This window comes from Nostoc sp. EspVER01, from assembly GCF_034530635.1.
Lineage (GTDB): Bacteria > Cyanobacteriota > Cyanobacteriia > Cyanobacteriales > Nostocaceae > Nostoc.
The window spans coordinates 13,518-30,954 of sequence record NZ_JAVRCS010000050.1; the positions used below are offsets into that span (position 1 = coordinate 13,518).

The 17,437-nt window shown below is 40.6% G+C and carries 16 protein-coding genes, 1 other RNA gene and 1 pseudogene; 14 read left to right on the plus strand and 4 right to left on the minus strand.

Annotated features, from left to right (window positions below; all coding sequences use genetic code 11):
- Positions 1 to 347 precede the first annotated feature (347 nt).
- Positions 348 to 563: a hypothetical protein gene (locus RMX69_RS26690; RefSeq protein WP_289795039.1), complete on the plus strand. Its 216-nt coding sequence runs from the start codon at positions 348 to 350 to the stop codon at positions 561 to 563.
- A gap of 158 nt (positions 564 to 721) precedes the next feature.
- Here the strand turns inward: RMX69_RS26690 and RMX69_RS26695 are convergent, their stop codons facing one another.
- The 3 genes and pseudogenes from RMX69_RS26695 to aroB form a co-directional block, all read right to left on the minus strand.
- On the minus strand, positions 722 to 1,042 hold the full coding sequence (locus RMX69_RS26695; RefSeq protein ID WP_289795038.1) for a hypothetical protein: 321 nt from the start codon (positions 1,040 to 1,042) through the stop codon (positions 722 to 724).
- 318 nt (positions 1,043 to 1,360) lie between these two features.
- Positions 1,361 to 1,963: pseudogene (locus tag RMX69_RS26700) on the minus strand (Uma2 family endonuclease).
- Positions 1,964 to 2,050: 87 nt separating this feature from the next.
- Positions 2,051 to 3,208, minus strand: coding sequence for a 3-dehydroquinate synthase (aroB, locus tag RMX69_RS26705; RefSeq protein WP_322639231.1), 1,158 nt, complete (start codon positions 3,206 to 3,208; stop codon positions 2,051 to 2,053).
- Between the two features lie 144 nt (positions 3,209 to 3,352).
- Here aroB and petL point away from each other — a divergent pair, with 144 nt between their 5' ends.
- The 12 genes from petL to ssrA all read left to right on the plus strand — a co-directional run bounded on the left by petL (position 3,353) and on the right by ssrA (position 13,743).
- Complete coding sequence (petL, locus tag RMX69_RS26710; RefSeq protein WP_084227316.1) at positions 3,353 to 3,448, plus strand: cytochrome b6-f complex subunit PetL; 96 nt, start codon at positions 3,353 to 3,355, stop codon at positions 3,446 to 3,448.
- A 269-nt stretch (positions 3,449 to 3,717) separates the two neighbouring features.
- On the plus strand, positions 3,718 to 4,158 hold the full coding sequence (locus RMX69_RS26715; protein WP_292781172.1) for an ATP synthase subunit I: 441 nt from the start codon (positions 3,718 to 3,720) through the stop codon (positions 4,156 to 4,158).
- Between the two features lie 60 nt (positions 4,159 to 4,218).
- Positions 4,219 to 4,980, plus strand: a complete 762-nt coding sequence (gene atpB, locus RMX69_RS26720) for a F0F1 ATP synthase subunit A (protein WP_175586935.1) — start codon at positions 4,219 to 4,221, stop codon at positions 4,978 to 4,980.
- A 148-nt stretch (positions 4,981 to 5,128) separates the two neighbouring features.
- On the plus strand, positions 5,129 to 5,374 hold the full coding sequence (gene atpE / locus RMX69_RS26725; protein ID WP_012411162.1) for an ATP synthase F0 subunit C: 246 nt from the start codon (positions 5,129 to 5,131) through the stop codon (positions 5,372 to 5,374).
- Between the two features lie 182 nt (positions 5,375 to 5,556).
- Positions 5,557 to 5,988, plus strand: coding sequence for a F0F1 ATP synthase subunit B' (locus tag RMX69_RS26730; RefSeq protein WP_094351161.1), 432 nt, complete (start codon positions 5,557 to 5,559; stop codon positions 5,986 to 5,988).
- Positions 5,989 to 6,177: 189 nt separating this feature from the next.
- Positions 6,178 to 6,750, plus strand: a complete 573-nt coding sequence (locus tag RMX69_RS26735) for a F0F1 ATP synthase subunit B (RefSeq protein ID WP_289795034.1) — start codon at positions 6,178 to 6,180, stop codon at positions 6,748 to 6,750.
- Positions 6,747 to 7,301 (plus strand): ATP synthase F1 subunit delta, encoded by a 555-nt coding sequence (atpH, locus tag RMX69_RS26740; protein ID WP_289795033.1) that lies wholly within the window; start codon positions 6,747 to 6,749, stop codon positions 7,299 to 7,301. Before RMX69_RS26735 ends, atpH begins: the two co-directional genes overlap by 4 nt.
- Before the next feature lie 190 nt (positions 7,302 to 7,491).
- A complete protein-coding gene (gene atpA / locus RMX69_RS26745; protein ID WP_322639232.1) occupies positions 7,492 to 9,012 on the plus strand; it encodes a F0F1 ATP synthase subunit alpha in 1,521 nt (506 codons plus the stop codon).
- A gap of 501 nt (positions 9,013 to 9,513) precedes the next feature.
- The gene (locus RMX69_RS26750) at positions 9,514 to 10,749 is read left to right on the plus strand and encodes a GTPase (RefSeq protein ID WP_322639233.1); all 1,236 of its coding nucleotides are present in this window, start codon (positions 9,514 to 9,516) and stop codon (positions 10,747 to 10,749) included.
- A 170-nt stretch (positions 10,750 to 10,919) separates the two neighbouring features.
- Positions 10,920 to 12,020, plus strand: coding sequence for a GTPase domain-containing protein (locus RMX69_RS26755; protein WP_322639234.1), 1,101 nt, complete (start codon positions 10,920 to 10,922; stop codon positions 12,018 to 12,020).
- A gap of 228 nt (positions 12,021 to 12,248) precedes the next feature.
- Positions 12,249 to 13,196 carry a F0F1 ATP synthase subunit gamma gene (locus RMX69_RS26760; RefSeq protein ID WP_289795031.1) on the plus strand — a complete coding sequence of 316 codons (948 nt, stop codon included), beginning with the start codon at positions 12,249 to 12,251 and terminating at the stop codon, positions 13,194 to 13,196.
- 157 nt (positions 13,197 to 13,353) lie between these two features.
- Positions 13,354 to 13,743: a transfer-messenger RNA gene (gene ssrA, locus RMX69_RS26765) on the plus strand.
- A gap of 395 nt (positions 13,744 to 14,138) precedes the next feature.
- Here the strand turns inward: ssrA and RMX69_RS26770 are convergent.
- On the minus strand, positions 14,139 to 14,594 hold the full coding sequence (locus RMX69_RS26770; RefSeq protein WP_289795030.1) for a helix-turn-helix domain-containing protein: 456 nt from the start codon (positions 14,592 to 14,594) through the stop codon (positions 14,139 to 14,141).
- A gap of 1,083 nt (positions 14,595 to 15,677) precedes the next feature.
- Here RMX69_RS26770 and RMX69_RS26775 point away from each other — a divergent pair.
- Positions 15,678 to 17,417, plus strand: coding sequence for a diflavin flavoprotein (locus RMX69_RS26775; protein WP_322639235.1), 1,740 nt, complete (start codon positions 15,678 to 15,680; stop codon positions 17,415 to 17,417).
- Positions 17,418 to 17,437 lie beyond the last annotated feature (20 nt).

Sequence of the window (17,437 nt, forward strand, 5' to 3'; positions counted from 1 at the left end):
TGCGCCCTTTGCGGTTCGTTCCTCATATAGTTTGGCGCATCTTCATACAGAATTGGTATGAGAACCGCTATATAAAAATATAGATATGTTACAAAGTTAAATTAGCAGAGCTAGCTATATTTGTACGTTTGTAGTACAAGCGCACATCCAGGTGCATTTAAGATGAGATGTTTTTTAACTTAGAAGTATCTGAAGTCAATATTCCCAAAATTTTGAGAAGAGAACAGGCTAAAACTATGAAAAATCAAGATGAAATCGCCAGATATTTCAAAAATGACAAAAATGTGGAATAATACATAAGTGGAAAATTTGATTGCATTCCATATATTAATAATAAATGTAAAGCTATGATTGCTCAACATTACAACTCAATTCATGTTGAAAATAACTTGCTTAAACAAATCAAAATTAAAGAAAGTCAGCTAAAAATTGCACAAGAGTCTGAGATGCTTCATGTAGCAGAAGAATTACAGAGTCAATTATTAAAGCTACAGTCTCAATTATCAGAGCCGCAAGAGCAAGACGTTGAAATTCAAGCGTTGATGAGTTTGCTAGACGAATAAGATTGTAAAATTTTGTTGCAAAATTTATTGAAAATACAATACTTCTCTTGACTATAAGGAAATCATAGTGATTGTGATCCTTGGCAACATAGCTTATGTGCTACAGCTTAAGAATTAACAGGACAAGCAAAAGCCAATAGAAGAGTGATGATTCTTACTTAGATAAAACGTTGGGGTTTGTGCTGAGTATGTGGTTTTTTGCTTTGCGGTACTGAATCAATCATAAGAATAGGTTTAATTGGGCGCTGTTGCCTTTGATTAAGAATTTGAATTTCTCTCTCAATTGAATCTTTTCCTTGTCTAAAAAATTCTTGAGAATTATATGGAACCAAGTCACGGGAAAAATGTTGAGCTTGTCTTGGAGTCAAACTAGGAACTGCTTGTTCAGCATTGGCAGAAGTCTGTACAGCCAGTAAAAAAGCTGTTGAAAGCACCAAAGGTTTTATTTTTATATATCCGGTGAATATTAGGTTTAACATAGTTCATACATCTGTTGCGTGAATACAGCTTCCAACCATATTAGTGTTGGTCTTATTATAAATAAAGTATACTTATTTCCTTACTAATTACCTCCTACAAATGGATGAATTAATCAGCTAAACTATTAGTACAGTAGAGCTTACATACAGCTACTATCTAAATTAACCAGATAAGTTGCTCAAGCAACTCATTAAAGTTAGACAAACCTTCCACTACTTTAAATTTCGATAGATGTTTAAAGCAAGACAATTGTGCTATTGAGTAGCTAATGGTATTTTCGCCTTTTGAAACACCTGCTCAACAGTAAATTGCAGTCCTTAAAACAAAGAATCTGTGAGTAGTTCTTCTCCCATATAAGTTTGTGGTGCTGCATCTGGATAAAAAACAGTAATGCTTCTGGCTTTACTATCTAATACCCATACCCGCAGCACCTCAGCATCCAAATAGTCTTTGGCTTTAGCCGCCATTTGTCCAAAGGTTTGTCCTGGTGAGAGAGTCGCAGTCTTGGCGGTTTCCACCGATTGCGATAGCGTAGCGTTAGCGAGTCTTCGAGCGTCACTCTCGAACCCGAAAAGTGAAATAATCTCAATCACCAAATCAGGAGGAATAGAACATATTCCTTCTTGCTCCCAATCAAGGGGTAAACGTTCATTAGAAATGTATAAAATATCAGGTATTGCCATCCAATCTCGTCCTCGACGAGTTAATGTGATAGCTAATTCTGGGCAAACTTCTCCTTTCCCCTCACAGCATTACTCAATTAAATTGAGAATGGCGCGGGTAAGTTTAGAGTGAAGTTTTTTTGGTGACATTTTAGGAATTGCTTGACCATCAACAAGTTCGTAGGTGATATCTCCCTCGCCTGGTGGAAGATTCAAGAACTCTTGCAAGGTTAATTGATTTTTGGCTTGGAGTATCATAGCTCATTAATTCGTAATTGAAGGACAGAGCAACTAACTTTTATTCTGACTCCTGAATTCTGACTCCTGAATTCTTATTCAAATTATTTACATTCCTCGCAATACTTGCCGAATAATATCTGATGGCACTTCATCGGTAATTGTTACTACACCAATCTCTGTTGGTAAAACAAACCGAACTTTCCCCTCTTTGACTTTCTTATCTAACTGCAACGCCTCAATAATTGCTTCAATATCTAACCCATCTGGTAACTGAGTCGGTAAACCCGCTTTTTGAATTAAAGCATTTTGACGTTCTGTGTCTTCCTTTTGCCACAATCCTAAATCCACAGCAATTTGACCGGCTGCTACCATACCAATAGCCACCGCTTCACCATGATTTACTAGACGATAACCAGTCAGACTTTCCACTGTATGACCGATGGTGTGTCCATAGTTGAGAATTGCCCGTAATCCGCCTTCTTTCTCATCTTTGCTAACAACATCAGCTTTAGCTTGACAAGAGCGCGTTAATATGGTGGTTATTAGGTCAGGTTTGACATAGCGGAGTTGGTCGAGGCGTTTACTTGCTTCTAACTGGGCAAACAATTCGGCATCCCAAATCACACCGTACTTAATAACTTCTGCCATCCCTGCTCGAAACTCACGCATAGGCAGAGTTTTTAACACATCTGGGTCAATCAAAACCAAACGCGGTTGATGGAATGCCCCAATTAAGTTTTTACCGTGGGGATGATTCACACCAGTTTTGCCACCAATTGCCGAATCTACCATCGCCAACAAAGAGGTAGGCACTTGGACAACATTAATACCACGTAGCCAAGTTGCAGCTGCAAAGCCAGTCATATCCCCAATTACACCTCCGCCCAAAGCCACCATCGTAGAAGAACGTTCTAGGCGGTTTTCCAAGGCTACATCGTAGAGTTTTTGGATAGAATTGAGGGTTTTGTAGCGTTCACCAGGTGGTAGAGTGCAGCTAGCAACTTCAAATCCAGCAGATTTTAGGGATGTAATTGCTCTTTCGCCAAAATGCTTAAAAATTGTCGGATTAGAAACCAGCAGTACCTTCTTGCCTAGCTTGAGACTAGCCATTCGTTGACCCAGTTGATCTAAACTCGAAGGTGCGTTAGCGTAGCTCGACGTTCGCGTAGCGTCTCGTTCGCGCAGCGTCTCCGGCAGGAGAAGAGAAGTTATCGCAATCTCATAAGACTGCTCTGGTAGATTCACATTAATTACAGAAGTCATTGCCCAACCCCAAACAAGCGCTCGTGGGCTGTATTGTATCGCAATCTAGGAGTGGGGAGATGAGAGGACAAGGGGAATCAGCAATGCCCACTGCTCAACAACTAATGATTCAATAGATTTAGGAAGTATTCTGGAGAGCAATAAATGTTTGCAATTGTATCTTATGTCGTCTTCTTGGGTTTATTCTTTGGCTTATCTGTAGGTTTGCTGTTCGGTCTGCGGACTGCCAAGATAATTTAATCGAGAGGTATATTCAACCCCAGACTCTTGTGGGGTAGGCATCTTGCCTGCCCTCAGTTTATCAATATCCTATAAAATCCTTACTTTTTCACCAAGTTCACTTGAGCGGACTTAGTAAAATCGCTTTAGGCTTTAGTCTGTCGGCACTTACTCTCTGATGTTGACAAGAAGTTAATTGTTTTTTCCTAAAGTATTGTTACCGCATCGTGATATGATTCAGCTGACTGAATGTGCAGTCATCATATTTAACTGTACTGGTTTCAAGTCCCGTGAGCTTGTCTGACGAATCAATTGCGCCCACTCCGACAACGCAACAAGATGCTAAAACCGGTTCTGAAGACACAGAATCGGGTAACTCCATGCAAGAGTTCTATCAACTCTTCCAGCGATTGTTGGTAATCACGCTTGTCTTGACGGGGGTTATTTTTATCTCTGTGTGGATTTTTTATTCCTTAAACATTGCCCTAAATTATTTAATTGGGGCGTGTACAGGTGTGGTTTACTTAAAAATGTTGGCTAGAGATGTTGAGCAGCTCGGTAGTGAGAAAACCAGTTTGAGCAAAACTCGTTTTGCTCTATTTATGGGAGTCATGATCGTAGCAACTCAATGGCGTGAGCTACAGATTCTACCCATTTTTTTGGGATTTCTAACTTACAAAGCCACGCTCCTCGTCTATATGGTGCAAATTGCGTTCATTCCTGATTCTTAAAAAGTCAGGCTCACAAAGATAGTAATCCCATCCTCGCTCGTTGGGGAAAATGCTTGAAGAATGCAAATGCTTAGTGTCTTAAACGCCTTTAATTCTTTTCCCCTCGCCGAATTAGAAGTAGGACATCATTTCTACTGGCAGTTGGGCAATCTTAAAATTCATGGGCAAGTTTTTCTCACCTCATGGTTTGTGATTAGTATTCTAGTAGTGGCTTCAATAGCTGCTACTCGAAATGCACAAAGAATTCCCAAGGGCATCCAAAATTTGATGGAATACGCCCTAGAATTTATTCGTGATTTGGCCAAAAACCAACTCGGTGAGAAAGAGTACCGCCCTTGGGTGCCATTTATTGGCACATTGTTCTTGTTTATTTTCGTATCGAACTGGTCAGGCGCACTAATTCCCTGGAAGCTCATCAAGCTACCTTCGGGCGAATTAGCAGCTCCCACCAATGACATCAATACGACTGTTGCATTGGCATTGCTGACTTCCTTGGCGTACTTTTACGCAGGTTTTAGCAAACGGGGTTTAGGCTACTTTAAGAAATATATAGAGCCAACACCCGTTTTGTTGCCGATCGCAATTCTAGAAGATTTCACCAAACCCCTCTCCCTAAGCTTCCGGCTATTTGGTAATATTTTGGCGGATGAATTGGTAGTAGCGGTGTTGGTGCTGCTAGTTCCTCTATTTGTACCTCTGCCTGTAATGGCCTTGGGTTTATTTACCAGTGCCATTCAAGCCCTGGTTTTCGCCACCCTAGCCGGAGCATACATTCATGAGGCAATGGAGGGACATGGCGGAGATGAACATGAGGAGCATTAAACTTCTCAGCTGATAGCACAGTTCCCAGAGCATATTCGCTCAAAACATCGCAAAGCGCGATCAAAGAACTCATGTGCAGCGTGAAAACCACGTTTCTAATCGTTAACGTACTTTTGTTAGTTTTGTAATCAAAGCAAGGAAAATCAACATGGATCCATTAGTTCAGGCTGCTTCAGTTCTCGCTGCTGCTTTAGCGATTGGTTTAGCTGCAATTGGCCCTGGTATTGGTCAAGGAAACGCTGCTGGACAAGCAGTAGAAGGTATTGCTCGTCAACCTGAAGCAGAAGGAAAAATTCGCGGTACTCTGCTATTAACCTTGGCATTCATGGAATCCTTGACTATCTATGGTCTAGTAATTGCCTTGGTATTGCTGTTTGCTAACCCCTTCGGTTAATACCTGAAAGTTTTTGTGAGTGTGGAGACGTGAACCATCACGCCTCTACAATCGGAACTTTTTGGATATCTTAATAGTTCTAATGTTCAGTTGACCCTTATTGGCTATGGGTCTCTAAAATATGAAAGGTTGGATGATGTTGCTAGCCACGAAAACTGCTACTCCAGCCAAAGAGGAGACAAATGTTTGATTTCGATGCTACCTTGCCCTTCATGGCATTGCAATTCCTGCTACTAGCAGCTTTGTTGAATGCAATTTTCTATAAGCCACTGACCAAGGTACTAGACGATCGCGATAATTATATCCGAACGAATACCCTGGAAGCGCGGGAGAGCTTGGCTAAAGCCGAGCGCTTGGCTACTGAGTATGAACAGCAACTCGCAGACGCTCGCAGACAATCGCAAGCAACTGTAGAAGCAGCTCAACTCGAAGCTAAGAAAATTACTGCTGAGAAAATCGCTGAGGCCCAAAAGGAAGCTCAGACTCAACGGGAACAAGCTGCTGTTGAAATAGAACAACAAAAGCAGGAAGCTTTTCGCACCTTAGAGCAACAAGTTGATGCTTTAAGCAGGCAGATTCTAGAAAAACTATTAGGACCAACTCCAGTTAGATAAACTAACTAGACTGGTTCTGTGAAAGCATACGCGCTAACTGGCCCCTAGTCCAGAGCGCAAAATTTAAGTGTCAAAAAAAGGCACTTTTTCCCTTCTGGGGAAAGATACTTAATTTCCTTACGGGGAAAAGATACTTAAATTTCCTTCAGGGAAAATACAACGTATTAGCAGCGAGCAGCGCACTTGTAAATGGGTATCATGGGGACATTCTTATTACTTGCCGCAGAAGCGAACGCTGTTCACTCTGAATTGGCAGAAGGCGCAGCAGAAGGTGGTTTCGGTCTAAACCTAGACATTTTTGAAACCAATCTGATTAATCTAGCGATTCTGATTGGCATACTATTCTACTTCGGACGTAAAGTTTTAAGCAATATCCTGAACGAGCGACAATCCAATATTGCCACCGCAATTCAGGAAGCAGAAGGGCGCTTAAAAGAGGCAAAGACTGCCCTTTCAAAAGCGCAAGAGCAATTGAAGCAATCTCAGGCAGAGGCAGAACGCATCCGTCAATCTGCCACAGAAAACGCTCAAAAGACCAAAGAAGCCTTGTTAGCGAAGGCAGTGCAAGACGTAGAACGCTTGAAACAAACAGCAGCAGCAGATTTAAACACTGAAACCGATCGAGCGATCGCTCAACTGCGGCAACGGGTAGCTACACTAGCATTGCAGAAAGTCGAATCGCAACTCAAAAGCGGGATTGCCGACGATGCTCAACAAAGTTTAATTGACCGCAGCATCGCACAACTGGGAGGCAACGTATGACAAGTCAGGTAGCGTCAGCCGAAGTAGCCCAACCCTACGCACAGGCACTTTTGTCAATAGCGCAATCGAAAAACTTGACTGAAGAGTTCGGGGAAGATGCGCGTACTTTCCTGGGACTGCTCAGGGCAGACAAACAGCTACACAACTTCTTCAGCAACCCGTTTATTCAGTCTGAGAACAAAAAAGCTCTCATCAAACAAATACTCGGTGAAGGCGCTAATCCCTACTTACGCAATTTTTTGCTGATATTGGTAGATAAACGGCGCATTGCATTCTTGGAAGATATTTTTCAACAATATCTGGCGCTGTTGCGGCAGCTGAATCAAACCGTATTAGCGGAAGTAATTTCAGCCGTTCCCCTCACAGAAGCTCAACAGCAGGCAATCATCCAAAAGGTCATCGCCATCTCCAATGCTCGCCAGGTAGAACTAGAAACCAGGGTAGACAGCGAGTTAATTGGTGGTGTGATCATTAAAGTAGGTTCACAGGTAATTGACGCTAGTATCCGGGGTCAGTTGCGCCGCCTTTCATTGCGCTTAACCAGTGGTTAGAAAGTTAGGAGTTAGGAGTTAGGAGTTAGAAGTTAGAAGTTAGAAGTTAGGAGTTAAGTAAATAGTAATTTATTTTGACTTTTAACTTGTCATTTTTGCATTTTTAACTCATCACTCTTAACTCATCACTCCTAACTGTTAACTCCTAACTCTTGAATTTTTCCGTCTCGAAAGCAAAAAAGATAGACACATGAGCATATCAATTAGACCTGACGAAATTAGCAGCATTATCCAACAACAAATCGAGCAATACGATCAAGAGGTCAAAGTTGCTAACGTTGGTACTGTTCTCCAAGTTGGTGACGGTATTGCCCGGATTTATGGTCTGGAAAAGGCTATGTCTGGGGAACTTTTGGAATTTGAAGATGGCACAATTGGCATCGCCCAAAACTTAGAAGAAGATAACGTGGGCGCGGTGCTGATGGGTGAAGGGCTAGAAATTCAAGAAGGTAGTTCTGTAACTGCTACTGGTAGAATTGCCCAGATCCCAGTAGGAGAAGCCTTAATTGGCCGAGTTGTAGACGCCTTGGGTCGCCCCATCGATGGGAAGGGAGACATCAAATCCTCCGAAAGCCGTTTGATTGAATCTCCAGCACCCGGTATCATTGCTCGTCGGTCTGTACACGAACCCATGCAAACGGGTATCACAGCTATTGACTCAATGATTCCCATCGGTCGTGGTCAACGGGAATTGATTATTGGCGATCGCCAAACCGGTAAAACTGCGATCGCGATCGACACCATCATCAACCAAAAGGAAGAAGATGTAATTTGTGTCTACGTAGCGATCGGTCAAAAGGCTTCCACAGTTGCTAACGTGGTACAAACATTGCAAGAAAAAGGCGCAATGGATTACACCATCGTCGTCGCCGCTAGTGCCAGTGAACCTGCAACCCTACAATACCTAGCTCCTTACACAGGTGCGACTATTGCTGAGTACTTCATGTACAAAGGCAAAGCTACCCTGGTAATTTATGATGACCTTTCCAAGCAAGCCCAAGCTTATCGCCAAATGTCCCTACTGCTGCGTCGCCCACCCGGACGCGAAGCTTACCCTGGTGATGTATTCTACATCCACTCCCGCTTGTTAGAAAGAGCAGCAAAACTGAGTGACGAATTAGGTAAAGGCAGTATGACCGCCCTACCAATTATCGAAACCCAAGCTGGTGACGTTTCAGCATATATCCCCACCAACGTAATTTCTATTACCGATGGTCAGATATTCCTGTCTTCTGACTTGTTTAACGCTGGTATCCGTCCCGCTGTAAACCCCGGTATTTCAGTATCCCGTGTGGGTTCTGCCGCTCAAACCAAGGCAATGAAAAAAGTTGCCGGTAAGATTAAATTGGAACTAGCCCAATTTGACGACCTACAAGCCTTCGCTCAATTTGCTTCCGACTTAGATAAAGCCACTCAAGACCAGTTGGCACGGGGTCAACGGTTGCGCGAACTCCTCAAGCAGCCACAAAATTCCCCACTCTCGGTATACGAGCAAGTAGCAATTTTGTACGCTGGTATTAATGGTTACTTAGATGATGTACCTGTAACTCAAGTAACCACCTTCACTGCTGGTCTACGTGAGTACTTAAAGACTGGCAAGACCCAGTATGCTCAAGGAGTACAAGCATCGAAAGCACTAGGTGATGCCGAAGAAGCTGCTTTGAAGGAAGCGCTGACCGAATACAAGAAGACCTTCAAAGCTACAGCATAGTATTTTTGGATTTTGTCTAAACCGAGTTTTTAAGCAAATCTATTCTTGCATAGATTAATGCTTATTAATAAACTCGGTTTTCTTATTTGTATAAAAATGTCTAATACCAATTCAATAAAAGAATGTTACAGATATTTAGGTTGGTTTAAATAAGTGAAATTTAACATATACAAGGTTTTGAAGTGTTAGGTTTCGTTCCTCGACCCACCCTGCATCTGTAGCAACCATTTTTCAAATTTGTATATTTTTTTATAAAAATTGAGAATTTCTGTATGCTGTGGATTGCAAGATACAGTCTATTTAACTGTATCAGCATCAATGGAAGTTTTTCAAATTCTGAATAAATATCCTCAGTTTTTATTTTTAACTTAACGGAATGATATGAATTGAAAATTTATAAAATGTTCTAACTCTTTATGGTAAGCTTGGCGATGACGGCAAATTGGTAAAATAAATTTAAATTTTAGTATATATAATTTATTTACAATAATTAAAGATATTATGGATATTGAAAACTTTCTCCCAAATTTTCGGGAATGGAAAAAGCAAATTGAGGATAAATTGCAAGGTCAGAATCAAGACAATCAAAATCATAATGACCTAGCTAAATGTAATATTTTGCTAATAGGGAAAACTGGTGTTGGTAAAAGTACATTAATTAATACTATCTTCCGAACAAGTTTAGCTCCAGAGGGTGCAGGTAAACCTATGACTGGTAAGCTAACTAAGTACGAGCAAACAGGATGCCCAATCATAGCTTTTGATTCAAGAGGATTAGAATTAACGAACGACCTACCAAATGAAAACAGTATTCATAGTAATCAGGAAGATGTTCGGAACTTAATACAAGGAAATCACGTAGAATTTCCAAGTGTAATAATTGATGTGATTTACTACTGTATTAGTTCAGGCTCTGACAGATTTGAGGATATAGAAGAAAACTGGATTACTTCTTTGATACAGTATAAAATCCCAATTATTATTGTCATAACGAAAACAGCAAAGAAACCAGAATTTTCTAACCTTTTCAAAGCAATAAAAGATAGAACAACTATAAAAAACAACGAATTGAAATCTTTAGTTCACTGCATTACAGAGGAAAAAGAAATAATTATAGACAGAAAAGATATAGTTCCAGTTATCCCAATTCTGGCTCTGGAAGAAAAAATTAGTGATGATTATACATTTCCACCACAGAACTTAGACCTTTTAGTTAGACAAACCGCTTGTCTTCTTGAAAAACAAGCTAAACAAACATTTATTAGTGAACAGGTTGCTAGTATTGACCTCAAGATACAAGAAGCACAAAAATTGACTGCTGTGTATACCTCGGTGGCTAGTATTCTTGCATTGAATCCTGTAATTCCTATTAGTGGAACTATTCTGCCTCCTACACAACTGCTTATGTTAAAAAGGATAAGTTCGATCTTTGGATTAAAGCAGGAAGAACAGGAATTATTATTATCACCAGAGTTTCAACAATTCGCAGGAGCAATATTAACAACAGGTGCATCTACAATCCTGACTAGTTTAATACCAGTCGTAGGTTCAATAAACGATGCCTTGGTTGCGGGAACATCAACATCTTTGCTTTGTTTAGCTTGGATTGATACGCTAAAGCGTCATTCTTTAAGACTAGTAGATGAAAAAACATTAACTGAGGAAGAAATCAGAATATTTATAAAGATTTTTGAAGAAGAATATAAGAAATATTGCATTAATACCAATTGTCCATAAGGTTGCACCAAATAAATTCCGTAGAGACGTTATATATAACGTCTCTACACGCAGTAAGAAAACACATCTTTGTAAAAAATTTGCGTCTATTTATCGACAATATATAAAAGTAACCCATTCAATTATGATTAGTGCTACAATAATATAAAACTCATAATTCATAGAATACAATGGCTGACAACAATACTAGTCCTAGTAATGAGCAGCTGGTTCATATATTCAATAAACAATACGAATCGTTTGCCCAAGATATTGGGCAATGTAACATCTTATTAGTTGGAAAAACGGGGGTAGGTAAAAGTTCCCTATTAAATGCTGTTTTTACAAAAAAATTAGCAGAAACTGGAACTGGCAAACCCATAACTCAATATATCAAACAGTATATCCAACCAGATTGTCCAATTACAGTTTATGATTCTCCAGGGCTAGAATTAAGTGGGGAAGTAATTCAACGTCTAAAAAAGGACGTTGCTGCACTAATTGCTGATAAACGCAAGTTACCTATAGAAAATCATATTCATTTTGTCTGGTTCTGTATTAATAATCAGTCAAGTAGATTGGAAAATGCAGAAGAAGAATGGATTAAAGAGCTAGCTGAACAAAAAGTACCAGTTATTATTGTACTTACCCAAACACTCAATGCTAAACATAGTGAGTTACTGGACTTTATAAAAGGACTAAATTTACCGATCCATGACGTGATTCCAGTTTTGGCAGAACCATTGAAAATTACTAATGATTACACAATTCAATCGCATGGACTAGGGCATCTAGTTGAAGTAACTGCCTCAATTTTACCAAAAGTTGCGAGCAAGGCATTTATTGCAGAACAGAAAGTCAATGTAGATTTAAAAATATCTGAAGCCGAGAAATGCATTAAATTCTACGCAGGAGGAGCAGGCCTAGCTGGTAGTCCTTTGTCGAATGTTTTTGGTGGATTCTTGGTAGCCGGAGTTCAGATGTCTATGATAATACATCTCACCTATCTATGTGGATTGCAATTTAATCGTGCTTTCCTACTTCCAATATATACTGCTTGTGCAGCTGTATCAATCCCTGTATTAATAGCATTATCAATACCGGGACTGGATCTGGTTGAAGCTCCAGTAGGAGCGGCAATGACGTACTTTATGGGTCAGGCTGTGCTTTTTGGATATAAACAGTATCTAAACCAAAAAATAGGGAAAGATGAAATTGCAAAGACTATTATTGACGAATATAAACAGGTATGGGATAGGTATAAACAGAAGTTACCAAACACAAAAAAATAGACATATATACATGATAAAAATATTTTAAAGGAAGGGAAAAACAAAAATCAGGATTACTGAATCCTCCATGAAAGCCTAAATCATGAGAAAATTAGGATTAGCTTAGATGTCCTTGCTGGTAAAATCCAAATGGAGAAACCGCTGAGTGCTGAACCAGCGAATTGGTGAATCAACAAGAAAGATGAACTGATTCATCATTATATCGCATCCTATTCCTTACTACAAATTATGGCCAATTTAAAAGCAATACGCGATCGCATTCAGTCGGTCAAAAACACCAAAAAAATTACAGAAGCCATGCGCCTAGTTGCGGCAGCTAGAGTGCGCCGGGCGCAAGAACAAGTGCTAGCAACTCGCCCCTTTGCCGATCGCTTGGCACAAGTATTGTATGGTTTGCAAAGCCGTCTGCGCTTTGAAGAAGCAAACCTACCACTACTGAAAAAACGCCAAGTTAAGTCAGTTGGGTTGTTAGTTATTTCAGGCGATCGCGGTCTATGCGGCGGCTACAATAATAACGTTATCCGTCGTGCAGAAAACCGCGCCAAAGAAATCCAGGCAGAAGGTTTAGACTATCAATTTGTGATTGTCGGGCGTAAAGCTACACAGTACTTTCAACGCCGCAATCAGCCAATTGATGCCACCTACAGCGGCTTAGAACAAATCCCCACCGCAGCGGAAGCCAATCAGATTGCTGACCAACTACTTTCCTTGTTCCTTTCGGAAGAAGTTGACCGCATCGAATTGATCTATACCAGATTCCTTTCCTTGGTTAGCTCCCGTCCTGTGATCCAAACCTTACTGCCCCTCGATCCCCAAGGTCTAGAAGCAGGCGATGATGAAATCTTCCGCTTGACAACCCGTGGTGGTAAATTTGAAGTCGAACGCGAGAAAGTGACTAAGGAAGTCCGCCCATTGGCTCCTGACATGATTTTCGAGCAAGATCCCGTGCAAATTCTCGATTCTTTATTGCCCCTGTATCTGAGTAATCAGCTATTGCGGGCGCTACAAGAATCGGCAGCTAGTGAACTAGCAGCGCGGATGACAGCCATGAGTAATGCCAGTGAAAATGCTGGTGAACTAATTAATACCCTCACCCTGTCTTACAACAAAGCTCGACAAGCTGCAATTACTCAAGAACTCCTTGAAGTTGTGGGCGGTGCTGAAGCACTAACTTAGGGTATAGCTAATTATTTATTTGTAGTGCGTTGTAATATATAGCCAATTGCTAATTATCTTAAGATTAGCAATTGGCTATTTTAGTATTGGGGACTTTTAATTATGTCTATTAACACATTTCAAGAATTGCGTATTATAATTGAAGTATGAAGTGCATGGGTCCGTCACGGTTTCGACAGGTTGGCGAACGCTGCTCTGTGATTCAGGTCGAGAGTGAGTCTCCTCTCGCAAATCAAAGGCTCAAACAAAAAGTAAATGCGAATAACATCGTTAACTTTGCTCGTAAGGATGCTCTAGTAGCTGCCTAAACACCTCTTATAGGTTCGAGCGTCTTCGGTTTGACTCCGTTAAGGACTGAAGACCAACCCCCAACGGATGCTCTAGCAAGCGTTCTCTGGTTGGCTTGCTGGCTAAGATCAAATCAGAGCATCCTACGTTCGGGATAATGAACGATTCCCGCCTTGAGGATTAGAAAGGCTAAACCTGTGAATGAGCGGGGGGTTAATACCCAATTTGGACAGCAGTTCGACTCTGCTCGGATCCACTAAAAGTTAACAAGTCCACTTGACACTGTGATGTGTAAGTGGACTTTGTTTTAGGGACTTCCAGTTAAAAAAATATCCTGTCGTAGGGGCGCAAGGCCTTGCGCCCCTACAAATCTATAAATAATTTGGGATAGTTTATTTTTTGCCAGTCCCTTATGGGACAATACCGTTCAGTTAAGCCCAAATAACACAAAGAAGCGCAACAAGCACTATCTCTGCAAAAAGCAAAAACCCTTCAAGAAGATATCGATTAAGCCCGTGCAGAAGTAAAGCAACAACAAGTACTATCTCTGCAAAAAGCAGAAATTTGTCAAGAAGATAATCGTGATGGTCATCCACGATCTAGCGATCGCAAAACAAACGAGTGATTTGAGTCCAAGATGGTTTAATTAGCTAATTATGCTTGCTGTTTCTGGGTTTGTGTGCGTGTGCTTCCAAACCTCCTTCCCCTTTTTTTCAGTACCCGTCGTAGTCGATCTGCACTCAAGTTTACTTGACGTTCAGATGCTAGTTTTTTTGCTAATTGTTTAGAGTTATAAGTCTCTGACTCTTGAGCTAAACAATTTTCGAGATAAACCAAATCCGATTCCGAATATCGGGGTTTTCCTCCTCGACCAGGAGCATCCCATAAACCTGCTAAACCCATTTTTTCCCAGCGATGAAGGGTTTGACGCACTGTTGAAATCGCCCAGTTCAAGCCTTTTGCAATTTGCTCATTTTTTAAGCCACGAGTATTCAGCAGTAAAACTTGAGCACGATCCTTAGTACGTTGAGGAACATCTTTAGCTTTTCTCAACTCTTCTAAAGTTAGCTTTTCCTCTTCTGTGAGAAACACTTTTAATCGGCATCCCATAAAAAATAACCTTTTACAAAATCAATTTTTGTCATTTTTGTATCTATTTACGTCTGTATACTGAATTACTTAGGTATTTCACCATACATTCGAGAAAACTGAACTACAAGTATTAAGGATGTCAGCGTATATAAGGCTGCAACACGATCAGTATTGGCTTGAGAACACTATTAAAGTTTGCAATTTTTCATCAACAATGGATTTTTATAAAAAGTTCGGCACATCGAGATTACACATTAACCTATATAGGCAAACCTATCTGATAGCCTGAAGCTGTAGCTTATAGCTATGACAATAAAAAGTTGTTGGCGTTATCTTGATTAATGTTTAAAGTCGATAATAAAGGACTGTATCATTAAATTCCTGAAATTATTCTTATGCTTACGCAGGTTTATCGAAACTTTAAAAATCCTTTTTACGCTAGTTTCCATTTGGATGAGCGGAAAAAGATGTACAAGGCTAGTTCCTTTTTATTCAACTAGTCTCTGGAACTTTGACTTGATTATCTCCAAAAAAATATCTGTTTTACCGACTTTACATAAAGTTTATATTTTATGTACCATATTTTTGATTAAGACAACAAGAGATTGAATATCTATTGAATAAACTAATGTTAACAGCCTATTCGATGCTTTTTGGAAGTCTAATAAGGTTTGTCCTACCTTTCCTACTTTTCCCACCTTTCCTACTTTTTATAATTAAGGGAGTATCCGAAAAAAATATTTTTCTACTTGAGAAATGTATTCTCTGACAATATTAAGCATCACAAGTAATTTAGACTTGGTAAATAGACCTGCAATCTAATATTGTTTAAATTATGCTGTTCTATTGAAAAAATATAATTGCTATGATGTTTTTGAATTAATATAAAACCACATCAATAGCAAAAAATATGTACTCAGTAAAACTTCGGAATAAATTAATATTTAGTGGATTTTTGAATCACATTTTTTGCTAAAAAACAGCAATATTTGATACAAGTTAAATTTTTCAAAAACTGATATTCATTACAACTTCAAATAAAAATAATAGAGAGAATGGGGGCAGAAGAAAAACCTGTTAATTTGCGCTCGGAGACGAATAATGGTATCGATGTCTACGACCGGCAAGGCCCACGAAGAGAACGTTCAACATCGGCTAACTATACAAACTGTAGAAATTGCCCCTAACACAACAGCGATTCGCTCTCTTGACTGGGATCGCGATCGCTTTGATATCGAATTCGGACTGCAAAACGGTACAACCTACAATTCATATCTAATTAGGGGCGAACAAACAGTTTTAATTGATACTTCTCACCAGAAGTTTCGCGATCTGTATTTAGAGACCCTTAAGGGTCTTGTAAACCCCAAAACAATTGATTACATAATTGTTAGTCACACAGAGCCAGACCATAGCGGTTTAGTAGAAGATGTCCTCCAGTTAGCTCCTAGAGCTACTGTTTTAGCCTCAAAAGTTGCGCTTCAGTTTTTGGAAGGCTTAGTACACGATCCTTTTTCCAAGCGGGTTGTGAAAACTGGCGATCGCATCGATATCGGCAAAGGCCACGAAATGGAATTCGTGAGTGCGCCTAACCTACACTGGCCGGATACAATCTTTAGCTTTGACCGCAAAACCCAAATTCTCTACACCTGTGATGCTTTTGGGATGCACTTTTGTGACGATCGCACCTTTGACGAAGATTTAGAAGCGATCGAAGCTGACTTTAGATTTTACTACGACTGCTTAATGGGCCCTAACGCTCGTTCGTTGTTGAATGCGATGAAGCGGATGGGCGATCTCGGAAAGATTAATATTATTGCCAATGGTCACGGGCCATTATTATACCACCATTTAGATGTTCTGACCGGGTGTTATGAAAATTGGAGCCAAAAACAAGCGAAAGCAGAAACCACAGTTGGCTTGTTTTTTGTCTCAGAATATGGATATGGCGAGCGCCTTGGTCACGCAATTGCCGAAGGTATCTTGAAAACTGGCGTTGGCGTAGAAGTACTAGATTTGAGTACTGCTGGGAGCCAAGAAATTCAAGAACTAGCCGGGAGAGCAGCTGGCATCATTATCGGTATGCCCTCGACTACCGCCGCCGCCGCCCAAGCTAGTATCAGTTCGGTGCTAGCTGTTGCCAAGAACAAGCAATTTCTTGGGCTGTTTGAATGTTACGGTGGGGATGATGAACCCATTGATACCCTCCGCAGACAATTTCTTGACTCTGGCATCAAAGAAGCTTTCCCACCCATTCGGATTAAAGAGGCTCCCACAGCATCAACATTCCAGTTGTGTGAAGAAGCGGGTAAAGACATCGGACAATTGCTAGTGCGCGATCGCAACATCAAGCAAATCAAGTCCCTTGATGTCAACATGGAAAAGGCACTGGGTCGCATCAGCAGCGGACTATATATAGTCACTACAAAAAAAGATAATGTCTCAAGCGCAATGCTGGCATCGTGGGTAACGCAAGCGAGTTTGCAACCATTAGGATTCACAATTGCCGTTGCGAAAGACCGCGCCATTGATTCCTTAATGCAAGTAGGCGATCGCTTCGTCCTCAACGTTTTGGAAGAAGGCAATTATCAAGAACTCAAGAAACACTTCCTCAAGCGCTTGCATCCTGGTGCTGACCGCTTTGCAGGAGTGAAAACTCAGACCGCGAAAAACGGTTCGCCGATTCTGGCAGATGCTTTGGCATACATGGAATGTGAAATACAGACCAGCATGGAATGCAGCGACCACTGGGTTTTATACTGCACTGTCCAAGAAGGTCGTGTCTCCAAAAACGATGGATTGACAGCCGTTCGCCATCGCAAAGTAGGTAATTACTACTAAGAAAGAGACAAGAGGAAACA

Bases quoted from the DNA above. Each gene is read 5' to 3' on its own strand.
- aroB (WP_322639231.1), bottom strand. From the start codon at position 3,208: ATGACTTCTGTAATTAATGTGAATCTACCAGAGCAGTCTTATGAGATT.
- atpB (WP_175586935.1), top strand. From the start codon at position 4,219: ATGCAAATGCTTAGTGTCTTAAACGCCTTTAATTCTTTTCCCCTCGCC.
- atpE (WP_012411162.1), top strand. From the start codon at position 5,129: ATGGATCCATTAGTTCAGGCTGCTTCAGTTCTCGCTGCTGCTTTAGCG.
- RMX69_RS26735 (WP_289795034.1), top strand. From the start codon at position 6,178: ATGGGTATCATGGGGACATTCTTATTACTTGCCGCAGAAGCGAACGCT.
- RMX69_RS26770 (WP_289795030.1), bottom strand. From the start codon at position 14,594: ATGGGATGCCGATTAAAAGTGTTTCTCACAGAAGAGGAAAAGCTAACT.
- petL (WP_084227316.1), top strand. From the start codon at position 3,353: ATGTTTGCAATTGTATCTTATGTCGTCTTCTTGGGTTTATTCTTTGGC.
- atpA (WP_322639232.1), top strand. From the start codon at position 7,492: ATGAGCATATCAATTAGACCTGACGAAATTAGCAGCATTATCCAACAA.
- RMX69_RS26690 (WP_289795039.1), top strand. From the start codon at position 348: ATGATTGCTCAACATTACAACTCAATTCATGTTGAAAATAACTTGCTT.
- RMX69_RS26750 (WP_322639233.1), top strand. From the start codon at position 9,514: ATGGATATTGAAAACTTTCTCCCAAATTTTCGGGAATGGAAAAAGCAA.
- RMX69_RS26760 (WP_289795031.1), top strand. From the start codon at position 12,249: ATGGCCAATTTAAAAGCAATACGCGATCGCATTCAGTCGGTCAAAAAC.
- RMX69_RS26730 (WP_094351161.1), top strand. From the start codon at position 5,557: ATGTTTGATTTCGATGCTACCTTGCCCTTCATGGCATTGCAATTCCTG.
- atpH (WP_289795033.1), top strand. From the start codon at position 6,747: ATGACAAGTCAGGTAGCGTCAGCCGAAGTAGCCCAACCCTACGCACAG.
- RMX69_RS26775 (WP_322639235.1), top strand. From the start codon at position 15,678: ATGGTATCGATGTCTACGACCGGCAAGGCCCACGAAGAGAACGTTCAA.
- RMX69_RS26755 (WP_322639234.1), top strand. From the start codon at position 10,920: ATGGCTGACAACAATACTAGTCCTAGTAATGAGCAGCTGGTTCATATA.
- RMX69_RS26695 (WP_289795038.1), bottom strand. From the start codon at position 1,042: ATGTTAAACCTAATATTCACCGGATATATAAAAATAAAACCTTTGGTG.